Annotated in this window: 19 protein-coding genes; 12 read left to right on the forward strand and 7 right to left on the reverse strand. The window is 67.1% G+C overall.

The features are described from left to right. The first annotated feature begins 176 nt into the window (after window positions 1–176). Both AC13GF_RS01965 and AC13GF_RS01970 read left to right on the forward strand, forming a co-directional pair. On the forward strand, window positions 177–2,228 hold the full coding sequence (locus AC13GF_RS01965) for a glycoside hydrolase family 97 protein (protein WP_483002999.1): 2,052 nt from the start codon (window positions 177–179) through the stop codon (window positions 2,226–2,228). A gap of 216 nt (window positions 2,229–2,444) precedes the next feature. Further along, on the forward strand, window positions 2,445–5,201 hold the full coding sequence (locus AC13GF_RS01970) for a TonB-dependent receptor (RefSeq protein ID WP_483003001.1): 2,757 nt from the start codon (window positions 2,445–2,447) through the stop codon (window positions 5,199–5,201). Window positions 5,202–5,355: 154 nt separating this feature from the next. Here the strand turns inward: AC13GF_RS01970 and AC13GF_RS01975 are convergent, their stop codons facing one another. Further along, window positions 5,356–6,969, reverse strand: a complete 1,614-nt coding sequence (locus AC13GF_RS01975; RefSeq protein ID WP_483003003.1) for an alpha-glucosidase — start codon at window positions 6,967–6,969, stop codon at window positions 5,356–5,358. A gap of 214 nt (window positions 6,970–7,183) precedes the next feature. On the opposite strand from AC13GF_RS01975, the gene AC13GF_RS01980 reads away from it, so the two are divergent. After that, window positions 7,184–8,182 (forward strand): polyprenyl synthetase family protein, encoded by a 999-nt coding sequence (locus AC13GF_RS01980; protein ID WP_004147673.1) that lies wholly within the window; start codon window positions 7,184–7,186, stop codon window positions 8,180–8,182. Window positions 8,183–8,266: 84 nt separating this feature from the next. Here AC13GF_RS01980 and AC13GF_RS01985 read toward each other — a convergent pair whose 3' ends face one another. Next, on the reverse strand, window positions 8,267–9,052 hold the full coding sequence (locus AC13GF_RS01985; RefSeq protein WP_483003004.1) for a dienelactone hydrolase family protein: 786 nt from the start codon (window positions 9,050–9,052) through the stop codon (window positions 8,267–8,269). 132 nt (window positions 9,053–9,184) lie between these two features. Between AC13GF_RS01985 and AC13GF_RS01990 the strand changes: the two genes are divergently transcribed. Continuing rightward, a complete protein-coding gene (locus AC13GF_RS01990) occupies window positions 9,185–9,778 on the forward strand; it encodes an SMI1/KNR4 family protein (protein WP_483003005.1) in 594 nt (197 codons plus the stop codon). 60 nt (window positions 9,779–9,838) lie between these two features. Here AC13GF_RS01990 and murD read toward each other — a convergent pair whose 3' ends face one another. The 3 genes from murD to AC13GF_RS02005 all read right to left on the reverse strand — a co-directional run bounded on the left by murD (window position 9,839) and on the right by AC13GF_RS02005 (window position 15,252). Then, window positions 9,839–11,248, reverse strand: a complete 1,410-nt coding sequence (murD, locus tag AC13GF_RS01995; RefSeq protein WP_483003006.1) for a UDP-N-acetylmuramoyl-L-alanine--D-glutamate ligase — start codon at window positions 11,246–11,248, stop codon at window positions 9,839–9,841. After that, window positions 11,229–12,581: a UDP-N-acetyl-alpha-D-muramoyl-L-alanyl-L-glutamate epimerase gene (gene murL, locus AC13GF_RS02000; protein WP_483003008.1), complete on the reverse strand. Its 1,353-nt coding sequence runs from the start codon at window positions 12,579–12,581 to the stop codon at window positions 11,229–11,231. The genes murD and murL overlap by 20 nt, the downstream gene beginning before the upstream one ends. Before the next feature lie 76 nt (window positions 12,582–12,657). Continuing rightward, window positions 12,658–15,252: a bifunctional aspartate kinase/diaminopimelate decarboxylase gene (locus AC13GF_RS02005; RefSeq protein WP_483003010.1), complete on the reverse strand. Its 2,595-nt coding sequence runs from the start codon at window positions 15,250–15,252 to the stop codon at window positions 12,658–12,660. A 75-nt stretch (window positions 15,253–15,327) separates the two neighbouring features. Between AC13GF_RS02005 and AC13GF_RS02010 the strand changes: the two genes are divergently transcribed. Both AC13GF_RS02010 and AC13GF_RS02015 read left to right on the forward strand, forming a co-directional pair. Further along, window positions 15,328–16,200 carry a PhzF family phenazine biosynthesis protein gene (locus tag AC13GF_RS02010; protein ID WP_483003011.1) on the forward strand — a complete coding sequence of 291 codons (873 nt, stop codon included), beginning with the start codon at window positions 15,328–15,330 and terminating at the stop codon, window positions 16,198–16,200. A 133-nt stretch (window positions 16,201–16,333) separates the two neighbouring features. After that, window positions 16,334–17,212, forward strand: coding sequence for a PhzF family phenazine biosynthesis protein (locus AC13GF_RS02015; protein WP_483003013.1), 879 nt, complete (start codon window positions 16,334–16,336; stop codon window positions 17,210–17,212). A gap of 99 nt (window positions 17,213–17,311) precedes the next feature. On the opposite strand, the gene AC13GF_RS02020 is transcribed toward AC13GF_RS02015, so the two are convergent. Further along, entirely contained in the window at window positions 17,312–17,743 is a 432-nt protein-coding gene (locus AC13GF_RS02020) for an OsmC family protein (protein ID WP_005408443.1), read from the reverse strand. 373 nt (window positions 17,744–18,116) lie between these two features. Between AC13GF_RS02020 and AC13GF_RS02025 the strand changes: the two genes are divergently transcribed. The 4 genes from AC13GF_RS02025 to AC13GF_RS02040 all read left to right on the forward strand — a co-directional run bounded on the left by AC13GF_RS02025 (window position 18,117) and on the right by AC13GF_RS02040 (window position 20,349). Beyond that, window positions 18,117–18,515: an HU family DNA-binding protein gene (locus AC13GF_RS02025; RefSeq protein WP_010483539.1), complete on the forward strand. Its 399-nt coding sequence runs from the start codon at window positions 18,117–18,119 to the stop codon at window positions 18,513–18,515. Between the two features lie 254 nt (window positions 18,516–18,769). Next, the gene (locus AC13GF_RS02030; RefSeq protein WP_483003015.1) at window positions 18,770–19,078 is read left to right on the forward strand and encodes a DUF3861 family protein; all 309 of its coding nucleotides are present in this window, start codon (window positions 18,770–18,772) and stop codon (window positions 19,076–19,078) included. Between the two features lie 55 nt (window positions 19,079–19,133). After that, on the forward strand, window positions 19,134–19,670 hold the full coding sequence (locus AC13GF_RS02035; protein WP_483003016.1) for a hypothetical protein: 537 nt from the start codon (window positions 19,134–19,136) through the stop codon (window positions 19,668–19,670). A gap of 82 nt (window positions 19,671–19,752) precedes the next feature. Next, on the forward strand, window positions 19,753–20,349 hold the full coding sequence (locus AC13GF_RS02040; RefSeq protein ID WP_171953988.1) for a YceB family lipoprotein: 597 nt from the start codon (window positions 19,753–19,755) through the stop codon (window positions 20,347–20,349). A 44-nt stretch (window positions 20,350–20,393) separates the two neighbouring features. Here the strand turns inward: AC13GF_RS02040 and AC13GF_RS02045 are convergent, their stop codons facing one another. Next, complete coding sequence (locus AC13GF_RS02045; protein WP_010483549.1) at window positions 20,394–20,861, reverse strand: SET domain-containing protein; 468 nt, start codon at window positions 20,859–20,861, stop codon at window positions 20,394–20,396. 209 nt (window positions 20,862–21,070) lie between these two features. On the opposite strand from AC13GF_RS02045, the gene AC13GF_RS02050 reads away from it, so the two are divergent. Together AC13GF_RS02050 and sufB are read left to right on the forward strand one after the other, a co-directional pair. After that, a complete protein-coding gene (locus tag AC13GF_RS02050) occupies window positions 21,071–21,526 on the forward strand; it encodes an SUF system Fe-S cluster assembly regulator (protein WP_483003018.1) in 456 nt (151 codons plus the stop codon). 17 nt (window positions 21,527–21,543) lie between these two features. Beyond that, on the forward strand, window positions 21,544–23,019 hold the full coding sequence (gene sufB, locus AC13GF_RS02055; RefSeq protein ID WP_010483551.1) for a Fe-S cluster assembly protein SufB: 1,476 nt from the start codon (window positions 21,544–21,546) through the stop codon (window positions 23,017–23,019). The last annotated feature ends 33 nt before the right edge of the window (window positions 23,020–23,052 follow it).

The following is a 23,052-nucleotide window of genomic DNA, read 5'->3' on the forward strand; positions in this document are numbered from 1 at the left end:
CGCACCGTCGTTGCCGGCGGGCGGGCGCGGCCCCTCCCTCAAGGTGCCTTGGCCCCATGGTAGACGCGGGGCTGTCGGCTGCGTCCAGCTGCATACGTATTCATGGCGCCACGCGGTAGCGCGCCTGCTGCACTGGCTTATGGTCCGGGTCTGCCAACGGCGCCTTGGGAGGGGAAATGCCGATGCCACACACGGTTGTACGCGCGCTGTTCGCGCACATGTTCGGCCTGGCCCTGTTGGGAGTGGCCACGCTGGCACAGGCCGCGCCACAGGTCGCCAGCGTCGAATCACCGGGCAAGGTGCTCAAGGTCAGCCTCGTGCTGGACGGCGGCACCGTCCGCTACCGCGTCCAGCGTTTCGGCGAGCCCGTGGTGGAGGATTCGAAGCTCGGCTTCGCCCTGCGCGACGGCCGCCTGGACCGCGATTTCGCCCTGCTGGGCCAGCAACGACGCAGCGTCGATGACCGCTGGGAGCAGCCGTGGGGCGAGCGCCGGCTCACCCGCAACCACTTCAACGAGCTGACCCTGCAGCTGGCCGAAACCACCGGCAGCAAGCGACGGCTGGATGTGGTGTTCCGCGTCTACGACGATGGCCTCGGCTTCCGCTATGTGTTCCCCGAACAGCCGAATCTGCGCGAAGCGATCATCGATGACGAACTGACCGAGTTCGCCATCGCGCAGGATTCCACCGCCTGGTGGATTCCCGCCGGCGAACCGATCCACTACGAATACCTGTACCAGCGCACGCCACTGCGCGAGGTGCCGCTGGTGCATACGCCGATGACCCTGCGCAGCCGCGATGGCCTGCATGTGGCGATCCACGAGGCCGCGCTGGTGGACTACGCCGGCATGTGGCTGCGCCGCACCGAGGGCCAGCGCCTGCGCGCGCAGCTTTCGCCTGCGGCCGAAGGCTGGAAGGTGCGCCGTACCCTGCCCTTCGCCACGCCGTGGCGCACGCTGCAGATCGCCGACCGTGCCGGCGGGCTGGTCGAATCGGACCTGATCCTCAACCTCAACGAACCCAATGCGCTGGGCGATGTGAGCTGGGTGAAGCCAGCCAAGTACCTCGGCGTGTGGTGGTCGATGCACCTGGACAATGAGAGCTGGGCGACCGGACCGAAGCACGCGGCCACCACCGCCAAGACGAAGAAGGTGATCGACTTCGCCGCCGCGCACGGCTTTCGTGGCGTGCTGGTGGAAGGCTGGAACCCGGGCTGGGACGGCATGTGGGTGGGCAATGGCTACGACTTCGATTTCACCCGCGCCACGCCCGATTTCGACATTGAAGCGCTGTCGGCGTATGGCCTGAAAAGGGGTGTGCACCTGATCGGCCACCATGAAACCGGCTGCGCCATCGAGCACTACGAGGAGCAGCTGGGCGCCGCGCTGGATCTGTACGCACGGCTGGGCGTGGACCAGTTCAAGACCGGCTACGTCTGCGACGACGGCCAGGTCGACCGCCGCAATCCCACGGGGGGCCCGCTGTGGCGCGAGTGGCACGACGGGCAGTTCATGGCCCGCCACCATCTGAAGGTGGTGCAGGAAGCAGCGCGCCGGCACCTGTCGGTGAACCCGCATGAGCCGATCAAGGACACCGGCCTGCGCCGCACCTATCCCAACTGGATCTCGCGCGAAGGCGCACGTGGCATGGAGTACAACGCCTGGGGCCAACCGCCGAATCCACCCGAGCATGAGGTCAACCTGGTGTTCACCCGGATGCTGGCCGGGCCGATGGATTACACCCCCGGCATCCTCAGCCTGAAGGGCCGCCACGGCCAGGCCATCCCCAGTACGCTGGCCCGCCAGCTGGCGCTGTATGTGGTGCTGTACAGCCCGATCCAGATGGCCGCCGACCTGCCCGAGCACTACCTGCAGCACCGCGAGGCATTCCGCTTCATCGAGGACGTGGCGGTGGACTGGGAGCAGAGCCGCGTGCTCGATGGCGAAGTGGGCGACTACGTGACGATCGTGCGCCGCGACCGCAACAGCCGTGACTGGTTCCTCGGCAGCATCACCGACGAACACGGCGGCGTGCTGCCGGTGTCGCTGGGCTTCCTGGAGCCGGGCGTGCGCTATCGCGCCGAGATCTACCGCGATGGCGAGGGCGCGGATTTCCGCAGCAATCCATTCGCCTTCGCGCGCGAAACCCGCGAGGTGACCAGCACCGACGTGCTGACGCTGGTGCTGGCACCGGGCGGTGGGCAGGCCATTCGCTTCACGCCGCTGTGAATACCCCGGTAGTGCCGGCCGCCGGCCGGCATCACCGCAAGCAGGATCTGAAAGCGATTACATCCCTGCAAACGCCATTGAATACGTATGCAGGGTGATTCCCGCGAAGAACGCGCTGCCTACCATAGCGGCGACGACAGCGGCCACCGCGTCGCACGTCCACGGTCACTCCGGGACGTTCACGAATCGATCTGCAACATTGCCTGGGAGGGGAAAATGTTGAACCACAAGCGCAGCGCGCTGAGCATCGCGCTGGCCGTTGTCCTGGCGCCGACGCTGGCGTCGGCACAGTCCACGCAGAGCACCACCACGCCGGCCGCCACCGCCGCCACCAACCTGGATACGGTGCAGGTCACCGGCATCCGCCGCGGCATCGAGAGCGCGATCGCGGTCAAGCAGGACGCCACCTCGGTGGTCGAGGCGATTTCCGCCGAAGACATCGGCAAGCTGCCCGACGTCAGCATCGCCGAATCCATCTCGCGCCTGCCCGGCCTGGCCGCCCAGCGCGTGGCCGGCCGTGCGCAGGTGATCAGCGTGCGCGGCCTGTCGCCGGACTTCGCCACCACCCTGCTCAATGGCCGGGAAGTGGTCAGCACCGGCGACAACCGCGGCGTCGAGTTCGACCAGTACCCGTCCGAGCTGGTCAACGGCGTGACCGTGTACAAGACCCCGGATGCCGCGCTGGTCGGCCAGGGCCTGTCGGGCACCATCGACATGCAGACCGCACGCCCGCTCAGCTTCGGCGAGCGCGTGATCGCCGTCAGCGGCCGCTACCAGAAGAGTTCGCTGGGCCGCGCTGCCAACGTCGATCCGTATGGCAACCGTTTCAGCGCCAGCTACATCGACCAGTTCTTCGACAATACCCTGGGCATCGCCATCGGTTACGCGCACAGCGACATGCCGATCCAGGAGAACCAGGTCGGCCTGTACGAGCCGTGGACCACCGAGCACACCGACAAGGGCGACCGCCCGGGCGTGGGCGCCGGCACCTACTTCTCCGATGGCATCAAGGCACTGCGCCGCACCGGCAACAACAAGCGCGACGGCGTGATGGCCACGATCCAGTTCCGGCCGAACAACAGCTGGACCAGCACCTTCGATGCGTTCCACACCGAAGCCGAGCAGATCGACACCGCCAACCAGTTCGAGCTGAATCTCAGCAACTACAACGGCAACTACACCCCGGGCCTGCTGGTCAGCAACCCGCAGATCAACGCCAACGGCTCGTTCACCGGCGGCACCGCCAGCGGCGTGTATCCGCTGGTGCGCGGCATGTACAACAAGCGCAAGGACAAGATCGATGCGTTCGGCTGGAACAACGAGTTCAACTTCGGCGGCGTCAAGCTGGTCGCCGACCTGAACTACTCCAAGGCCACGCGCGATGAGCTGAACCTGGAAAACAACCTGCAGCTGACTCCGATGCCGCAGCTGGATACGATCGGCGTGACGATCCGCCAGGATGGTTTCTCGCAGATCAGCCCGGGGCTGAACTATTCCAACCCCGACGCCCTGTTCCTGACCAACACCATCTACGGTTCCGGCTACGGCAAGGTGCCGAAGGTGGAAGACCGCCTGAAGGGTGGCAAGCTGGCCGCCACCATCGCCCTGCCCGATGCCATCGCCTCGTGGGCGCCGGACATCGACATCGGCGTGAACTACGCCGACCGCCGCAAGGTGAAGACCCAGTCCGAAGGCAACATCCTGCTCGGCGCCCAGGGCGACGCCAACATCGCCTCGGACCTGCAGTACCGCCCGGTCGACCTGGGCTTCGCCGGCCTCGGCACCATTCCGGCCTGGAACGTGCCGGCCGCGGTCGGTCGCTACATGACCTTCAACCCGGTCGACAACCTGGACTACCTGATTCCCAAGTCGTGGTCGGTGCAGGAAAAGATCACTACCGCCTGGGCGCGCCTGAACATCAACACCGACATCGGCGTGGTCGGCGTGCGCGGCAACATCGGCGTGCAGATGCAGCACACCGACCAGAGTTCGGATTCGCGCTACTGGGACAGCTCGCAGTCGGCCGGCAACAACGTGCAGCCGTATTCGAACGGCCGTACCTACAACGACTGGCTGCCGAGCTTGAACCTGGCCTTCATGTTCCCGCACCAGCAGACGCTGCGCTTCGCCGCCGCCAAGCAGGTCGCGCGCCCGCGCGTGGACCAGATGCGCGCCGGCCTGGAGTTCGGCGTGGACACCGGCACCGGCCGCCCCGGCGGCAGCGGCGGCAATCCGTTGCTGGACCCGTGGCGTGCCACCGCGCTGGATCTGTCCTATGAGAAGTACTTCGGCGAGAAGGCGTACGTGGCCGCCGCGATCTTCTACAAGGACCTGAAGAGCTACGTCTACACCCAGTCGGTCGACAACTACGACTTCACCTCGCTGCTGGGCAGCTACGTGCCGCCGCCGGGCATGACGGCACCGGTGCTGACCACCGGCACCTTCTCCGCCCCGCAGAACGGCAAGGGCGGCACGTTGAAGGGCCTGGAACTGACCGCATCGTTCCCGCTGGACATGCTGACCGACAGCCTGCGTGGCTTCGGCGTGCAGGCCAGCGCGACCTTCAACAAGAGCGACATCACCATCCTGGATCCGGAGAGCGCCTCCAGCGTAGGCAGTGACCCGATCAGCCTGCCGGGCCTGTCCAAGCGCGTGTACAACTTCACGGCCTATTACGAGCGCAGCGGCTTTGAAGCACGCGTCAGCCAGCGCCGGCGTTCGGACTTCATCGGTGAGATCGGCAACTTCAACGGCAACCGCAGCCTGCGCTATGTCGTCGGCGAGAACGTGACCGATGCGCAGGTCAGCTACACCTTCAGCGACAGCAGCGCCCTGCGGGGCCTGACCCTGCTGCTGCAGGGCAGCAACCTCACCAACGAGCCGTACCGCACCTACGCCGGCAGCAAGGACCGCCCGCTGGAATACATCGAGTGGGGTCGCACCTATATGCTGGGCGTGAACTACAAGTTCTGACCATGACCGGGTAGTGCCGGCCGCTGGCCGGCAACGACTCATCGGAAACCCGCTGCGCAGGCAGCGGGTTTTCTTTTGCGCGGATGCCCATCCACAAAAAAGGGACGGGGCGCTTCGGCCCCGTCCCCGCAAGTACCGCCACCGGAGAAATCGGTCAGCTGCGTCGTGCGCAATACACCGCACGCGGCGGCAGCTGGAGTTCATTGCCCTGCACCGTGCCCGCATCCGGGCCCGGTACCGCCACCTGCTGCCAGTTGCCCGGCGGCAGCGGATGGCTCACCGCCTCGGCCGACAGGTTGAAGGCCAGCAGGAGGGTTTCATCTGCAAGCATACGCTCGAACAGCAGCACTGGCTCGGCGCTTTCGATGAATCGGATGCTGCCATGCAGGAGCGCCGGCTGGCTATGCCGCCAGGCCAGGAACCCCCGGAACGCGGCCAGGACCGAATCCGGGTCGCGCTCCTGTACCGCCACGGCCGCGGCGCGGTGCTCAGCCGGGATCGGCAGCCACGGCTGGCCCGTGGTGAAACCGGCCAGCGGCGCATCGGTCCACGGCAATGGGGTGCGGCAGCCATCACGGCCCTTGAAGTTCGGCCAGAAGGTGATGCCATACGGGTCCTGCAGAGCCTCGAACGGCACCTCGGCCTCGGCCAGGCCCAGCTCCTCGCCCTGGTACAGGCAGACCGAGCCGCGCAGCGAGCACAGCATCGCCACCAGCATCCGCGCCAGGCGCGGGTCGGCCGGGTGGCCGCCCCAGCGGCTGACCGCCCGCTCCACGTCGTGATTCGAAACCGCCCAGCACGGCCAGCCTTCGGTCATCGCCGCTTCCAGCCGCGAGACCGTGTCGCGGATATAGGCCGCGCTGTAGTCGTCCACCAGCAGCTCGAAGCTGTAGCCCATGTGCAGGCGGCCATCGCGGGTGTACTCGGCCGTGGTCGCCAGCGAGTCCTCCGAGGAGATCTCGCCCAGGCTGACCGCCCCCGGATACTCGTCCAGCAGCGCGCGCAGGCGCTCCAGGAACGGCAGGTTCTCCGGCTGGGTGTTGTTGTAGTAGTGGTACTGGTAGGCGTACGGATTGTCCGGGCTGAAGCCGCGGCCGAAGCGCTTCTCCGCCGGTTTGGCAGGGTTGTCGCGCAGCTGCGCATCGTGGAAGCAGAAGTTGATCGCGTCCAGGCGGAAGCCATCCACGCCGCGGTCCAGCCAGAAGCGCACGTTGTCCAGGGTGGCCTGCTGCACGTCCGGGTGATGGAAGTTCAGGTCCGGCTGGTCCACCAGGAAGTTGTGCAGGTAGTACTGCTCGCGGCGCGGTTCCCACTGCCAGGCGCCGCCGCCGAACAGCGACAGCCAGTTGTTGGGCGGGGTGCCGTCCTCGCGCGGGTCGGCCCAGACGTACCAGTCCGCTTTCGGGTTGCTGCGGTCCTGGCGGCTCTCGCGGAACCAGGCGTGCTCAATCGAGGTGTGGCTCAGGACCTGGTCGATCATCACCTTCAGGCCCAGCCCGTGGGCCTTGGCCAGCAGGCGGTCGAAGTCATCCAGATTGCCGAACAGCGGGTCGACGTCGCGGTAGTCGGCAATGTCATAGCCGAAATCGGCCATCGGCGACTTGAAGAACGGCGAGATCCAGATGGCGTCCACGCCCAGCGCGGCGATGTGGTCCAGGCGCTGGATGATGCCCGGCAGGTCGCCCACGCCATCGCCGTTGGCATCGAGGTAGCTGCGTGGGTAGATCTGGTAGATGACGGCTCCGCGCCACCATGGATAGTGCGACATCGACAGCCCCCCTCCGGGCATGCGGGACCCGCCGGGAGCGGGCCGAAATCCTGATGCCGCAAGCTTAGCGGTGGCCCTGCGGGCATGGCGCAACCTGCATACGTATTCACGCAGGCGGCAGCGTTGGCCGGGCCGCGGACGTCGGCCCGCCCGGTTTGCGCCCGAATTCACGGCCAGCGCCTATAATCAGTGGTGAGCCTGAAAGCCTGATCGCATGACCATCACCGAAGACACCCGTCCCGCCCTGGGCCTGCCCCAGATCCAGTCGCTTGCCGCGGCCGACATGGCCGCCGTCGACGCCCTGATCCGGCGCCGGCTGTCCTCGGACGTCGTGCTGATCAACCAGATCGCCGACCACATCATTTCCGCCGGCGGCAAGCGCCTGCGCCCGATGCTGGTGATGCTGGCCGGCCATGCGGTCGGCCAGGCCGGTCCGGATCACCACCAGCTGGCGGCGATCATCGAGTTCATCCACACCTCCACCCTGCTGCACGACGACGTGGTGGACGAATCCAGCCTGCGCCGTGGCCGCAGCACCGCCAACGCACTGTGGGGCAACGCGCCCAGCGTGCTGGTCGGCGACTTCCTGTACTCGCGCAGCTTCCAGCTGATGGTCGAGCTGGAGCGCATGTCGGTGATGCAGATCCTGGCCGATGCCACCAACCGCATCGCCGAGGGTGAAGTGCTGCAGCTGCTGCACGTGCACAACCCGGACACCGACGAAGCCGCCTACCTGCGCGTGATCGAGCGCAAGACCGCGGTGCTGTTCGCCGCCGGTACCCGCCTGGGCGCACTGGCCAGCGGCGTGGATGAAGCGACCCAGCAGGCCCTGTTCGACTACGGCATGCACCTGGGCTACGCGTTCCAGATCGCCGACGACGTGCTGGACTACTCGGCCAACGCCGAGGAGCTGGGCAAGAACCTGGGCGACGATCTCGCCGAGGGCAAGGCGACGCTGCCGCTGATCCACGCGATGGCCCACTCCGACGACGCCACCCGCGAGCGCCTGCGCACCATCGTGCAGGACGGCGACGCCTCGGCGATGCCGGAAGTGCTGGCGGCGATCCGTGCTACCGGCGGCCTGGAGTACAGCCGCGCGCGTGCCGAGGAATATGCCGAAGCCGCCGAGCGCGCGCTCGATGGCCTGGGCGACAACGACGCTGTTGCCGCCCTGCGCGGCCTGGCGCGCTACGCGGTGCAGCGCTCGCATTGATGGGTTGAAATGTGCCGACCAACGGTCGGCACCCACCAAACCGGCATTCCGGTGGGTGCCGACCGTTGGTCGGCACGCCGTTTATTACCGGAAGCGTTCCTCGAAGAACTCATCCAGCGCCTTCCACGCGCGCTTGGCCGCCCGTTCGTTGTACTGGCAGCCCGGCGGGCTGTTGGCATCGCGCTCGGCGAAGCAGTGCACCGCCCCGCTGTAGTTGGTGAATTCCCAGTCGACCTTGGCGGCGTTCATTTCGGTCTGGAAACCGGCAATGTCCTCGGCGGTCACGCTCTTGTCGTCGGCGCCGTTGAGCACCAGCACCGACGGGTGACTGCCACCGGCCTGTGCCGGCAGCGGCGAACCCAGCCCGCCATGCAGGCTGACCACCCCGGCCAGCGGCGCACCGGCACGGGCCAGCTCCAGCACGGTGGTACCGCCGAAGCAGAAGCCCACCGCACCGATCCGGCCAGCATCCAGCGGCACCTTGCCCGCTTGGGCCTTTAGCACGTTCACCGCCTCCAGTGCGCGTGCGCGCAGCAGCGGCCGATCATTGCGCAACTTGGTCGCCACCGGCCCCGCCTCGGCATCGGTCTTCGGCCGCACGCCCTTGCCGTACACATCGGCCACCAGCACCACGTAGTCATCGCCAGCCAGCTGCTTGGCCTTCTCGATGGCCGACTCGTTCACACCCTTCCAGTTCGGCACCATCACCAGGCCAGGGCGCTTGTCGTTGTCGCCGTCGTCATAGACCAGCACGCCGCTGAAGGTCGTGCCCTGGTGTTTCCACTCCACCGGTTGCGTCTTCATCGCCGCCCACGCCGGCATCGCCGCCAGCCCCAGCATCACCGCCACACCGCATCGCCAACGATTCATGCGCCTGCTCCGCAAGAAAAAGGGGACGGAGGGGATTAAGCCGTATTCGCCCCTCTCGCGTCGCATTCTGCATTGGCGACGTGACGCAGGTGTGGTTGGATACGACTTAATCCCCTCCGTCCCTTTTTTCGCATGACTCTTGTTGATCGCTTTCTGTCTGGCCTGATCCCACGCCTGCCTGCCGACGATGCCCCGCAGTGGGCCCATGTGCAGGGCGCCAGCGCCGAAGACCTGCAGCGCCTGCGTGTGCAGTGGCCGCAGGTGCCGGACAGCCTGGCGGAACTGTTGTCCCGCGTGGATGGCACCCACTTCCGTGAGTACCCCAGCGGCGAGGTCTGCGTGCTGATGCTCGGCTCGGACGTGGAAGACGGCGGCTATCCGTACTACCTGCGTTCGGTCGCGCAGATCTTCGAGGACCAGCAGCAATGGGACGACAGCATCCGTTCCATCTACGAGGAATGGCTGGACGACGAGCCGGAGATCCTGGGTGAGGGCATCGACGCCGATCTGCCGATGAACCGTCGCCTGTGCTTCTCGCACTGCATGAACAATGGCGGCACCTCGATGCTGTACCTGGATTTCGATCCGGCGCCGGGTGGCACGGTCGGCCAGGTGGTGCGCTACCTGCACGACCCGGACAGCTACGCGGTGATCGCGCCCAGCTTCGATGCGTATCTGCAGCAATTGATCGACGGCGACTACGCGTTCATCGACGAGGAGCAGTAGATCCACGCCATGCGTGGATGAATTTCTCCGGAGGTTGCCGGCCAGCGGCCGGCACTACCTTCAAGCGATACCCAGCCCGGGAATCGCGCTGATGCTCTCCGGGTCAAACCCGGCCAGCTCGGCGAAATGACGACCACGCGCCACGTAGTCTCGGTAAGCACCAAAACTCGGCGCACCCGGCGACAGCAGTACCACCCCACCCTGCGCGCCCAGCGCAGTACGCGCCAGCGCCATCGCCTCGGGCAGATCGCCCGCCGCGTGCAGGCCGAAGCGACCGGCATCGGCCAGCGGCTGCAGCATGGCGTGGATACGCGGGCCGTTGCTGCCCATGGTCACGATCTCCACCGGCGGCACGTCGTGGGCCATGTGCTGCATGAAATCGGTCCAGTCCAGGCCCCGATCATGCCCGCCCACCAGCAGCGCGATGCGCTGGCCGGCGAAGCACTCCAGCGCGGCCAGGCTGGCATGCGGTGTGGTGCTGATCGAATCGTTGACGTAGGTCAGGCCATCCGCCACGCCGATGCGCTGCAGGCGGTTGGGCAGCGGGCGGAAATCCTGCACCGCCGGCGCCAGCGCCTCGACGTCCAGGCCCAGCGCTTCCAGCGCGGCCAGCACCGCGCACAGGTTGCCGCGGTTGTGGCGGCCCGGCAGCGGCGTGTTGCGGGTATCGAACACGGCCTGTTCGCCACGGTGCACGATGTCTTCGCGCATATGCCAGCCCTGCGGCTGGTTGAACCAGACCACCTCGCTGTCAGGCAACGACAGCGCGGCCAGATGCGGATCGGCGGCGTTGAGCACGGCGATGCGCGGAGCAGCTTCGGTCACCAGCCGCAGTTTGTCGTCGATGTAGCGCTGCTCGCTGCCGTGCCAGTCCAGGTGTTCCGGGAACAGGTTCAGCACCACCGCTACCTGCGGATGGGCGCCACTGCGCGCCACTTCGCCGGTCTGGTAGCTGGACAGTTCCACCGCCCAGTACTCGGGCGCGGGCTGCGGGTCCAGCACTTCCAGCAGAGGCAGGCCAATGTTGCCGACCAGGCCGGTACGGTGGCCGGCGGCACGCAGCAGGTGCGCGACCAGCGCGGTGGTGGTGCTCTTGCCCTTGGTACCGGTCACGCACACGGTGTCGTGCACGATGCCATCGGCAGCCGCATGCTCGGCAAACCACAGCGCGGTGCCACCGATGAAGGTGGTGCCCTGCTCCGCCGCCGCCAGCGCGATCGGCTGGTACGGGCTGATGCCGGGAGACTTGATCACCACGTCAAACGCGGCCAGCGCTTCAGCAGAAGGCTCACCACGCACGTCCAGCACGCCCTGCGTTTCCGCACGCGCGGCCTCGACTTCGGCCGCCGGGCAGAACAGGCTCAGCGGCAGCGTGGGCAGGCGCTCACGCAGTACCGCAAACGCGGCGCGGCCCTCACGGCCCCAGCCCCACAGCGCAACGCGCTTTCCTTCAAGCTTCGAAATCTTCACGCACCCGTTCCCACAGCGCAGCCGGAACGCGGTGCTCGCCCTGCAGCTGCAGCAGCGGTGCCAGTTCCAGTTCGACCGCATCCAGCTGCGGCTGGATCTCATTGCAGAAGCGCTTCACCAGCACGTCTTCCTTCCACTCCGGGCGCTGCGCCAGGGTCGCCATCGCCGCACGCGATTCGCGGCCTTCGCCCACGCACTCGAACGGCTTGTGGTCCTGGAATTCCAGCAGCGCATCGAAGCCACCGGCCTGCTCGGCATCGTCCAGCAGGTTGCGGCCGAAGATGCGCACCAGGCGCGTCTTGGGCATGAACGGGGCCAGCGCCAGGAACACGAAATGGCACTTCGGGCAGACGCCGCACCAGCGGTTCACCGGGCGCTCGCCGAGGATGTGGAAGTTGCGGTTGCAGCTGGAGAAGTGCGCGTCGTAGAAGTCGGTCTTGGCGAACTGGCGGGCCACCGCCAGCTCGGACATCGGGCGCAGCAGCGAGTAGTACTGCAGGTCCGCCGCCACGTGCGTCTGCACATGGCTGCCGAAGGCCTGCTCGAACGCCCAGCCCTTGGACCACTGGTGGTTCACTTCGCCGGTGCCCGGAATCTGGCTGCCGTAGCTGGCCGAACGCTCATTGGAGAACACCACCTGGTCCACGCCCTGCAGCAGCGCGGCCAGCACCATGATCGCCGAGTTCACCGCGGTGACCGGGATATGGCCGTTCCAGGCGCCCTGGCGGTTGAGCTCGAACAGTTCCGGCGCCAGCGCACGGCCCAGGTTCAGCGTCGGCAGGCCGGTACGCTCGGCACAGGCGCGGATCAGCTGCGAACCACCAATCCAGGTCACCGTCTCGTCCACGCCGGCACGGCGCAGCGCTTCGATGCTGACCAGCGAATCCTTTCCGCCGCCGATCGCCACCAGTGCGTGCGGCTGCAGGCCCAGCACCGGCGCCTGCACCGCTTCGCCCTGCACCGGCAGGCGGAAGCGCCCGCGCAGGTTCAGACCGTTGCGGTAGGCAAATTCGCCCAGGCCGTTGAGGTAGACCGTCTCCACCAGCGCAGCGGTATCGGCATCGATGGCGTAGCTGTCGATGCTGACCGTCTCCGGCACGCCCGCCTTGTAGTAGCTGACACCGGCGATCAGGTGCAGCAGCTGCAGCGCGCGCTGCACGGCGGCGGCACGCGCCTCGTCCAGCACGAACGGGGCGCCCGGCACGGTGATGGTTTCCACCATCTCCGGGCCGTCATCAAAGGCATAGACCAGCTTGGCCACGCCGGTCTCCGCTGCGAATTCGCAGCGGACGAAGCGGAAGCGGGAAACCTGGTGTTTGTCGAAAGCAGTCATGGTGTATCCGGTCAGGCACGGGCCCGCGCGATGGCGCGGGGCGTGTCGGTGGGCGGGTGCAGGGCGCGCGCGGCGATCATTCGATCACGTCTTCGCGCGGCAGCATCCGCTGGTTGTAGGTGTTGGCCATCGAATAGCCGTAGGCGCCGGCATCGGCGATCAGCATCACGTCGTCCGGCGCGGTCGACACCGGCAGCTTGCGGCGCTTGCCGAACACATCGCTGGATTCGCAGATCGGGCCGACCACATCGAACGCCGCCTCGGCATACCCACCCTGGCGGCTGAGGTTCTCGATGTCGTGCCAGGCGTCGTACAGGGCTGGGCGCATCAGTGCGTTCATGCCGGCATCCAGGCCGACGCGGCGCACGCCCTCCTTCTCCACCACCTGGGTGACATGGGTCAGCAGCACGCCGGACTCGGCCACCAGGTAGCGGCCCGGCTCGATCGCCAGCCGGAATGCCGGATGCAGTGCCTTGACCTCGGCCAGGCCCTCGGCCCAGGCGTCCAGGTCGAACGGCTCGTCCTCGGCGGAATACGGAATCGGCAGGCCGCCGCCGATGTCGATGGTGTGCACGCTGCCGATGCGGCGGGCGAAACCGGCCAGTTCATCGCACATAAGGCGCCAGTGCTGCGCGGTCTCCACGCCGCTGCCGAGGTGCGCATGCAGGCCGACCACGCGGCTGCCCAGATCGGTGGCCGCGCGCACGAACTCGTCGACGCGGGCAATCGGCAGGCCGAACTTGGACTCCTTGCCGCCGGTGCGCACCTTGGCGTGGTGGCCCTCGCCCCGGCCCAGGTCGACGCGCAGCCACAGCTCGCGGTTACGGAACAGGTCCGGCCAGCGCTGCAGTGCTTCGACGTTGTCGACCGTCACGGTCACGCCCAGCGCGAACGCCGCCTCGTACTCGCTGCGCGGGCAGAAGCTGGGGGTGAACAGCACGCGCTTGGGCGACAGTTCCGGCAGGTGCTGGAACACGTGCTTCAGCTCACCGTGCGACACGCACTCCAGGCCGAAGCCTTCGGCTTCCAGCAGCTGCAGGATGGCCGGGTGGCTGTTGGCCTTGATCGCGTAGTAGCGCTGGTCGATCGGCTTGATCGCAGCCAGCGCACGGGCGCGGGCGCGCACCGTCGGCAGGTGGTAGACGTAACGCGGCGTGCCGGCATCGGCCAGCTGCAGCAGGTGCGCACGCTGGCCCCGCCACCACGGCGTGCCACGCGGGCGCACGGTGCCGGCGATCTCGCGCCAGCGCGGGCCGAACACTTCGGTCTCTTCCACCGGCATCGCGCCGCTGTCGATCAGCTCGGCGTGCAGCACCGGCAGCAGGCCATCGGCATCGGCCTCGTCGATGACGAAGGTCAGGTTCAGGTCGTTGGACGACTGCGAGATCATGTGCACGCGCTCGCGGCCGAAGGTGGCCCACACGTCCGACAGCTTGTGCAGCAGCGAACGCATGCCACGGCCAACCAGGGTGATCGCCGCACACGGCACGATCACCTTCACCTTGCAGATCTGAGACAGGTCGGCCGACAGCGCGGCCAGCACATCGGTGTTGACCAGGTTCTCGGACGGATCCAGCGACACGGTGACGTTGGTTTCGGCCGAACCGATCAGGTCCACCGACAGGCCATGCTTCTTGAACAGGTTGAACACATCGGCCAGGAAGCCGACCTGCTGCCACATGCCGATGCCTTCCATCGACACCAGCACGATGCCGTTGCGGCGGCTGATCGCCTTTACGCCCGGCACAGGTGCGGCGCTGCCATCGATGCTGGTGCCAGGCAGTTCCGGGCGCTCGGTATCGAGGATGGCCATCGGCACGCCGGCATCGCGGCACGGCTTGATCGAGCGCGGGTGCAGCACCTTGGCGCCGGTGGTGGCGATTTCCTGCGCTTCGTAATAGTCCAGGCGTGTCAGCAGGCGCGCGTCCGGCACGTCCTTCGGGTTGGCGCTGAACATGCCCGGCACATCGGTCCAGATTTCCACGCGGCTGGCGCCGAGCAGCGCACCGAAGTACGCCGCCGAGGTATCCGAGCCACCGCGGCCGAGGATGGCGGTGCCGCCATCGGCATGCCGCGAGATGAAGCCCTGGGTGATCAGCAGGCGGGTCGGCTGCGCGCGGAAGCGCTGCATCCACTCCGCATCGGCACGCCACTGGCAGTTCACCGACAGGCGCTGCGACCAGTCGCTCTGGTTCGGCTGCGGCGGCATCGCATCCAGCCACTGGCGCGCGTCCATCCAGCCCATGTCCAGGCCCGAGGCATGCAGATAGGCCGCGCCCAGGGTGGAGGACAACAGCTCGCCCTGGCCCAGCACTTCGGCCTGCCATTCCAGCGGACGGGTGGCCGCACGCGCGTCGTCGAGCAGGCCCTGCAGCGCCGCCAGGCGTTCGGCCAGCACCTCTCGACCCAGGCCGAGCTCAACCAGGAAGGCCTCGTGGCGCTCGACCAGCGCCGCCATGCGATCACGGCTGTCCGGCGCGCCATCGGCAATCGCAGTCAGTTCGTTGGTGACCCCGGACAGCGCCGACACCACCACCAGCACGCGCGAGCCGGTCTCTTCCGCACGTTTTTTCGCCAGCTTCCCGATCGTGTCCCAGCGATGACGACGCGACACCGAGGTGCCGCCGAACTTCAGTACGATCCAACGATCGACAAGGGGGGAAGCTGACATGGATTGGCTATGTAGAATGTGGGGAAGCCGCCCTCGGGGGCGGAACCTTTGATTCTAAGCGCAATATCCCCGTAGATGGCCGTCCTCCGTTACCTGCAGCTCGATGTCTTCGCCCCCCGCCCCGGCACCGGCAACCCACTGGGCGTCATCCTGGACGCCGACAGGCTCTCCAGCAGCCAGATGCAGGCCCTGGCCGCCTGGCTGAACCTGTCCGAGACGGTGTTCTTCCTGCGCCCCAGCGCGCCGGGCGCCGACTACCACATCCGCATCTTCACCCCGACCCGCGAGCTGGCCTTTGCCGGCCACCCCAGCGTCGGCGCCGCCTGGGTGGCGGTGACCTGCGGCCTGGCGCAACCGCGCGACGGTGCCCTGCTGCAGCAATGCGAGGCGGGGTTGCTGCCGGTACGGGTGAACGGCCCGGCCGAGGCACTGCAGATCCAGCTGGCCAGCCCACCGGGGCGGCAACTGGACACGACGGCGGACGCCGCGCCGGAGGAGCTGCTGGCGCTGGCGGCCAGCGGGCACGTGCCCGAACTGTGGGACAACGGCGCACGCTGGTGGCTGCTGCCGTTGCGCGACGCCGCCGCCGTACGCGGGCTGGCGCCGGACATGGCGGCCCTGCGCGACTGGAGCCTGGCCACCGATGCTACCGGCCTGGCCGTGTTCGCCGACGAGGCTAGCGACGACCACGCCCGCGTTGTGCGCGCCTTCTGCCCCGCCGATGCGGCCGCCGTGCCCGAGGATCCGGTGACCGGCAGCGCCAATGCGTTGATCGGCGCCTGGCTGCGGCAGCGCGATGCCCTGCCCGGCCGCGAGGGCCGCTACGTGGCCAGTCAGGGCCGCGAAGTAGGTCGCGATGGCCGCGTGCAGGTGCAGGTCGATGCGCAGGGCACGGTCTGGATCGGCGGCCAGGTGCAGCCGGTCATCGACGGCCACATCCGCTGGTAGCCCACGGAAAAAAAAGGGGACGGAGGGAATTAAGTCGCTTATGGCACATGGGGCAAAAGCGACTTAATTCCCTCCGTCCCCTTTTTGGTGCCCCGCGCTACGCTATGCGGCCTGTTTACTGGAGTGCCGCCTGATGACCACCCGCCGTTTCCTGCAGCTGGATGTGTTCTCCCCGCGCGCCGGCGCCGGCAATCCGCTGGCCGTCGTGCTCGATGCCGAGGGCCTGGACGATGCCAGCATGCAGGCCATCGCGCGCTGGACGCGCCTGCCCGAAACCACCTTCGTGTTCCCGCCGCAGGTCGCCGGTGCCAGTTACCGGCTACGCATGTTCAGCCCGCAGAAGGAAGTTCCGTTCGCCGGCCACCCCAGCGTCGGCACCGCGCATGCGGTGCTGCAGGCGGGCCTGGCCGCAGCGGTCGACGGTGTGCTGGTGCAGGACGGCATTGCCGGTGCCCTGCCGCTGCGCGTCAGCGGTGAGGGTGCGCAGCAGCGCATCGCCATCCGCACCCCGCGCGCGCAGCTGGCCGAGACTGCCGAGGCGACCGATCCTCGCCTGCAGGCCGCACTGAAGGGCTGGCCGCTGGGCACGCTGCCACCGGCACGCATGCAGGGCGGGCGCAGCTGGTGGGTGGTGCAGGTGGCCGATGAGGCCGCTTTGCGCGCGCTGCAGCCGGACTGGGATGCGGTGGCCGCACTGGCCGAGTCCACCGACAGCATGGGCGTGTTCGCCTATGCCTTCAGCGATGGCAGCGAGGGCTTCGACCTGGCGGTACGTGCCTTCGTCGGCAATGGACGCCGCTTCGAGGACGCCGCCTCCGGTGCCGCCAACGCCGTGCTGGCCGCGTGGCTGGACCTGCGCGATGCACTGCCCCGTGGCCGTGCACCGTTCGAAGTCAGCCAGGGCCGCGAAGTCGGCCATGACGCGCGCCTGACTCTGCTGGTCGACGAGGACGGCGAGGTCTGGTCGGGTGGCCAGGTGCAGACCGTCATCACCGGCACCATCGATTGGTAAAGGGATGCTGTAGAGCCGAGCCCATGCTCGGCTGCTCTCCGGCCAGATCATGGCAGCCAGGGGAGCCGAGCATGGGCTCGGCTCTGCAGATGCGCCGGCTCAGCCCAGCTCGGCTTCCAGGCTGATCGGCACGGCGCTCAGCGCCTTGGACACCGGGCAGTTCTGCTTGGCGTCATCGGCAATCGCACGGAACTGCGTCGCGTCGATGCCCGGCACCACCGCCTTCACCTTCAGCCGGATCTGCGACAGCTGCGGGCCGCCTTCCAGCGACAGATCAACCTTGGCTTCGGTATCCAGCGAGGTCGGGGTAAAGCCGGCTTCGCCGAGCTTGGCCGACAGCGCCATGGTGAAACAACCGGCGTGCGCGGCAGCGATCAGCTCTTCCGGATTGGTGCCTTTTTCGTCGCCAAAACGGCTATTGAAGCCGTAGCGGGTCTTGTCCAGCAGCCCACTCTGCGGCGTGCTCAACTGCCCCTTGCCCGACTTCAGATCGCCTTCCCAGTGCGCGGTGGCGTGTCGCGAGATTCCCATTGTGCTGCTCCTGCATGGCGGTGATGAACGGTCACCCTCGCACGGGAGGCGTTAGCCCTGCGTCGCTCCGCCGCAGGCCACAGGTCACCTTCCGAACCCGTCGCGTGGACACTTCCTCGCCAACCGGAAACGCATTTTCCTCTTGTTTTCAGTAGTTTCGCGCATTCCGTCGATGGGCGGGCGTGGGCCATCGCGCGCGCTGCCACACCCCCTTCCCCCACTGCCGGCCATGTACTGAATCGGCCTGGATATGAAAAAACATGCACTTTCCGCGCTTCGGGCTATTGGCGGCGCCCGAGAGTTGCCCTACATTGCGCTTGCCGACGGGGTTCGGCGCCGACCAAACAACCAACCGTTCACGGAACAGGAAACCATGGCAAAGACCGCTAAGAAGGCTGCCCCGAAGAAGGCAGTGAAGAAAGTCGCGACGAAGGCAGCCGCCAAGCCGGCCGCTCCGAAGCCGATCAAGGAAGTGCTGACCAAGTCCGGCCTGGTTGCACACATCGCTGAAGCCTCCGGCGTCATCGCCAAGGACGTCCGCGCTGTGCTGGCCTCGCTGGAAAGCGCTGTCGCCTCCTCGGTGCACAAGAAGGGCGCTGGCTCGTTCACCCTGCCGGGCCTGCTGAAGATCACCACCGTCAATGTGCCGGCCAAGCCGAAGCGCAAGGGCATCAACCCGTTCACCAAGGAAGAGCAGTGGTTCGCTGCCAAGCCGGCCACCACCAAGCTGAAGGTGCGTCCGCTGAAGAAGCTGAAGGACGCCGCGCTGTAAGCGCGCGCCCCAACGCGGATTCCGACGGGACGGCTCTGGCCGTCCCGTTTTTTTTGTCCCAACCACAGCCCGCAACACAGCGTTGCCGCATCCCCGGGAATGCGCGTACAGGCCCGTCGCCATTGGCTGGGCGTGCTCCGTTCCGGTCCCGGAACGTACCGGGTGGAACACTGCGTGCAGCCCCGGCCATCGCCGCCGGGCACCGCCTTGCCTAAGGTGGGCACATCCTCCACAGCTACGGCGAGCACACCCTCATGGCCAGCCCCTCCACCCGCTACCGGATCTCGGTGACCCCCATCGAAAAGGACGGGTTGCAGTGCACCGGGCGCTGCACCATCGAACTGGAACATCGCGCCAGCCGCGACCTGATGCGCCTGCTGGAAGCGGCGCCGCGCACCGCTGGCATCAGCGGCGACGAGCGCGCGACCCTGGTGATCGCCACCCAGCTGCTGCGCGACATCGTGCAGCGCCACGCCGAAACCGAAGGCCATGCCCTGGCCGGCATCGCCGCGCAGGTACTGCCGGCACTGGATGCCTTGGAGCAGTTGCCCTCCTCCCGCTGATCGCGGCACAGCCGATACACTGCCTCCTTCCGTTCGCCTCGGGGAGGAGGCAGACATGCGCAGGTTCCTGATACTGATCGCACCACTGGTGCTGCTGGCCTGTTCCCGGCCGCCATCGCCATCCGATCCAGCGGATGCCGCACCATCGGCCACGGCCGAGGCGGCTCCACAGACCGCCGCAGAAGGCGATACACCGGCCGTGCAGGCCATCGACGTCGATCCCCTGTTTGCCGCTGTCGCGGCCGAGGCCGAGTTGCCGGCGGGAATGCTCAATGCCTATGTCATGGCCCTGCTCAATCGCGATCGCAAGGCCGTCGATGCCGCGTGGACCTTCCCGCCCAGCGATGCACGACGCGCCGACGATGCCGCATTGCGCCAGCTCACGGACGTGCGCAGCCTGCGCCTGACCAGCGAACTGCCGATCGCGCGCGATGGTCACCAGCCGCCGCAGCTGCTGGAGGTTCCGGTGCAGATCCGCGCAGTGACCCCTGAGGGCACCTTCCGCTTCGGTGGCTGGTACCGGGTGCAACCCCGTGCCGATGGCCGCGCCTGGCAGATCCAGTCGGCGCAACTGCGGCCATCGCTGGACTGAACCGTTGCAGCGGCATGCACGCGCGATTCAGCCGGCAAGGCTACTCTTTGATTCATCCATTCCGCATTCACCGGTCACCGCCATGCGCCTGCGTTCCCTGATGACCCGCCTCGCGGCCTCCACCGTGCTGATCGCTGCTGCGATCGGCGCCCAGGCTGCCCCTTCCATTTCCGGCCGCGAACTGTCGGTCGGTGCCAGCGACGTGCAGCAGTACCTCGATGGCAGCTTCCCGCGCACCCAGGACGCCCTGGGTGGCCTGATCGCCCTGACCATGAGCCACCCGCAACTGAGCCTTCCGGCCGGCGAGCGGTTGAACCTGGGCATGGATGTGGCACTGGCCACCGCCGGTGGCAACCCGTCCAAGCTGGGCACGGTGAAGCTCAGCAGTGGCCTGCGCTACGACGCGCAGACCCAGGGCTTCCACCTGCAGCAGCCGAGCGTGGATGACTTCACCCCGGCCAACCAGGGCGGTCGCCTCGATTCGCGCACCCGCGGCCTGCTCAATGCCTGGCTGAGCGACTACGCCCAGCGCGAACCGATCTACAAGCTGGACCCGGCCGTGGCCGGGGTGCTCGGCGCTCTGCAGGTGCAGTCGGCGCAGGTGAAGAACGGCAAGCTGGTGGTCACCTTCAACCAGAACCTGGGCAACCTGGTGCCGGCAGGCGTTCTGGGTAAATAGGGTCGAGGTAGTGCCGGCCGCTGGCCGGCACTACCCACTGCGGGTCAGCGCTTGGGCTGCAGCATGGTGCCGGTGCACTTGGGCGAGCCGCAGCGGCACTCCCAGATCTTCTTCAGCTTGGCGGTGTGGCGCTCGGCCAGGGTGATGCCGTAGTTGTAGGTCAGCTCTTCGCCGGCCTTGATGTCACGCAGCGCCTCGATGAACACCTTGTCGCCGCGGCTGTCGCCGTCCTCGTCTTCCTCGATCACTGCCTCGCAGTTCGGGTCGCAGCTGTGGTTGATCCAGCGCGCGTCATTGCCCTTGTAGTTGGCATCGATCACCCAGTCGTCATTGAGGGTGAACAGGAAGGTATGGCCACTTTCAACGTCGCCGCTGTCATCGGCATCAACGTCGCCGTGGCTGCGCAGCAGGCCCTTGTACTGGATCACGCGCTCGCCCTGCTTGATCGGGGCCACGGAAAACACACCGTTGCCGTGGATGGCGGACTTGCGGGCTTGGATCTTCTTGGGCATCGGCAAGGGAGGTCTGCAGCGAAAGGAACGTTGATTCTCGCCCATTCCGGGTGATTGCGAAAATCACCCCGTTGGCGCAGCATTGCGTCCTGGCAACGGCCCCGGTGTGTCCTCCCGGCCCGGCCCCAGCGCCGGCTGAATGCCCGGGTTGGATGGCGGCGAATAAAAGCGTACAATTTCAGTCCGCTTTAAGAACCACTCGCATCCCCATGCTGCGCGTCACCAAACTCACCGATTACGCCACCGTCGTACTGACCGTGCTCGCCGCCCGCCCGGGCGAGGTACTCAGTGCCACTGAGCTGGCCGAATTCACCGGTCTGGAGCCGCCCACCGTCAGCAAGGTGCTCAAGCCGCTGGCCCAGGCCGGCCTGGTTGAAGGCCTGCGCGGCGTCCGTGGCGGCTATCGCCTGACCCGCCCGGCCATCGAGATCTCGCTGTTCGAAGTGGTCGAAGCAATGGAAGGGCCGCTGGCCCTGACCGAATGCAGCCACGACCACCACCAGTGCGGCATGGCGCCCAACTGCGGCGCGCGCAGCAGCTGGCGGCTGATCAACGATGTGGTTTCCGAGGCCCTGCGCGATGTCACCCTCGCCCAGATCCTGCCCCCTCTCCCCCTTGCCGATGACGAACAGCGCCGCACCATCGCTGTCGACGTCGTCTCCTGATCCGTAGGCAGCCCCCCATGGCCACCGAAACCATCGAAAACGTCGCCCACGACGACACCCCCAACCGCGAGATCCACGAGCAGCTCGGCCGCAAGTATTCGGCCGGCTTCATCACCGAGATCGAATCGGACTCCCTGCCGCCGGGCCTGGACGAGGACACCATCCGTGCCCTGTCGGCCAAGAAGGAAGAGCCGGAGTGGATGACGCAGTGGCGCCTGGACGCCTACCGCCACTTCCTGACCATGCCGATGCCGGACTGGGCCAAGCTGGAGATCGCCCCGATCGACCTGCAGGCGCTCAGCTACTACTCCGCGCCGAAGGGCCCGAAGTACGCCTCGCTGGATGACGTGCCGAAGGAACTGCTGGACACCTACGACAAGCTGGGCGTGCCGCTGCACGAGCGCGCCAAGCTGGCCGGCGTGGCGGTTGATGCGGTGTTCGACTCGGTGTCCGTCGGTACCACCTTCCGCAAGGAACTGGCCGAGAAGGGCATCATCTTCTGCTCGATGTCCGAGGCCATCAAGGAACATCCGGAACTGGTCCGCCAGTACCTGGGCACCGTGGTGCCGGTGGGTGACAACTACTTCGCCGCGCTCAACTCGGCGGTGTTCTCCGATGGCAGCTTCGTGTTCATTCCCAAGGGCGTGCGCTGCCCGATGGAGCTGAGCACCTACTTCCGCATCAACGCCGGCCACACCGGCCAGTTCGAGCGCACCCTGATCGTGTGCGAGGACAAGGCCTACGTGTCCTACCTGGAAGGCTGCACCGCGCCGATGCGCGATGAGAACCAGCTGCACGCCGCGGTGGTCGAGCTGGTCGCGCTGGAAGATGCGGAGATCAAGTACTCCACGGTGCAGAACTGGTACCCGGGCGACGAGAACGGCGTCGGTGGCATCTACAACTTCGTCACCAAGCGTGCCGAATGCCGCGGCGCGCGCAGCAAGGTCACCTGGACCCAGGTCGAGACCGGCTCGGCGATCACCTGGAAGTACCCATCGTGCGTGCTGCTGGGCGACGACTCGGTGGGTGAGTTCCACTCCGTGGCGCTGACCCATCACCGCCAGCAGGCCGACACTGGCACCAAGATGATCCACATCGGCAAGCGCACCAAGAGCAAGATCGTCAGCAAGGGCATCAGCGCCGGCCGCGGCCAGAACACCTACCGCGGCCTGGTGCGTGTGGACCGCAATGCCGACGGCGCGCGCAACTACACCCAGTGCGATTCGCTGCTGATCGGCAAGCAGTGTGGCGCCCACACCTTCCCCTACATCGAGGTGAAGAACCCGGGCGCCACCGTCGAGCACGAGGCCACCACTTCCAAGATTTCCGACGACCAGCTGTTCTACTGCCGCGCCCGTGGCATCAGCCAGGAAGACGCGGTGTCGATGATCGTCGACGGCTTCTGCAAGCAGGTGTTCCGCGAACTGCCGATGGAGTTCGCGGTGGAAGCCAAGAAGCTGCTGGAAGTCTCGCTGGAAGGTTCGGTGGGCTGATCGCCCACCCCTGCCCCTCGCAAACGCATTCTC

The sequence above is a fragment of the Stenotrophomonas sp. 22LJNL06-5-1 genome (assembly GCF_056861455.1).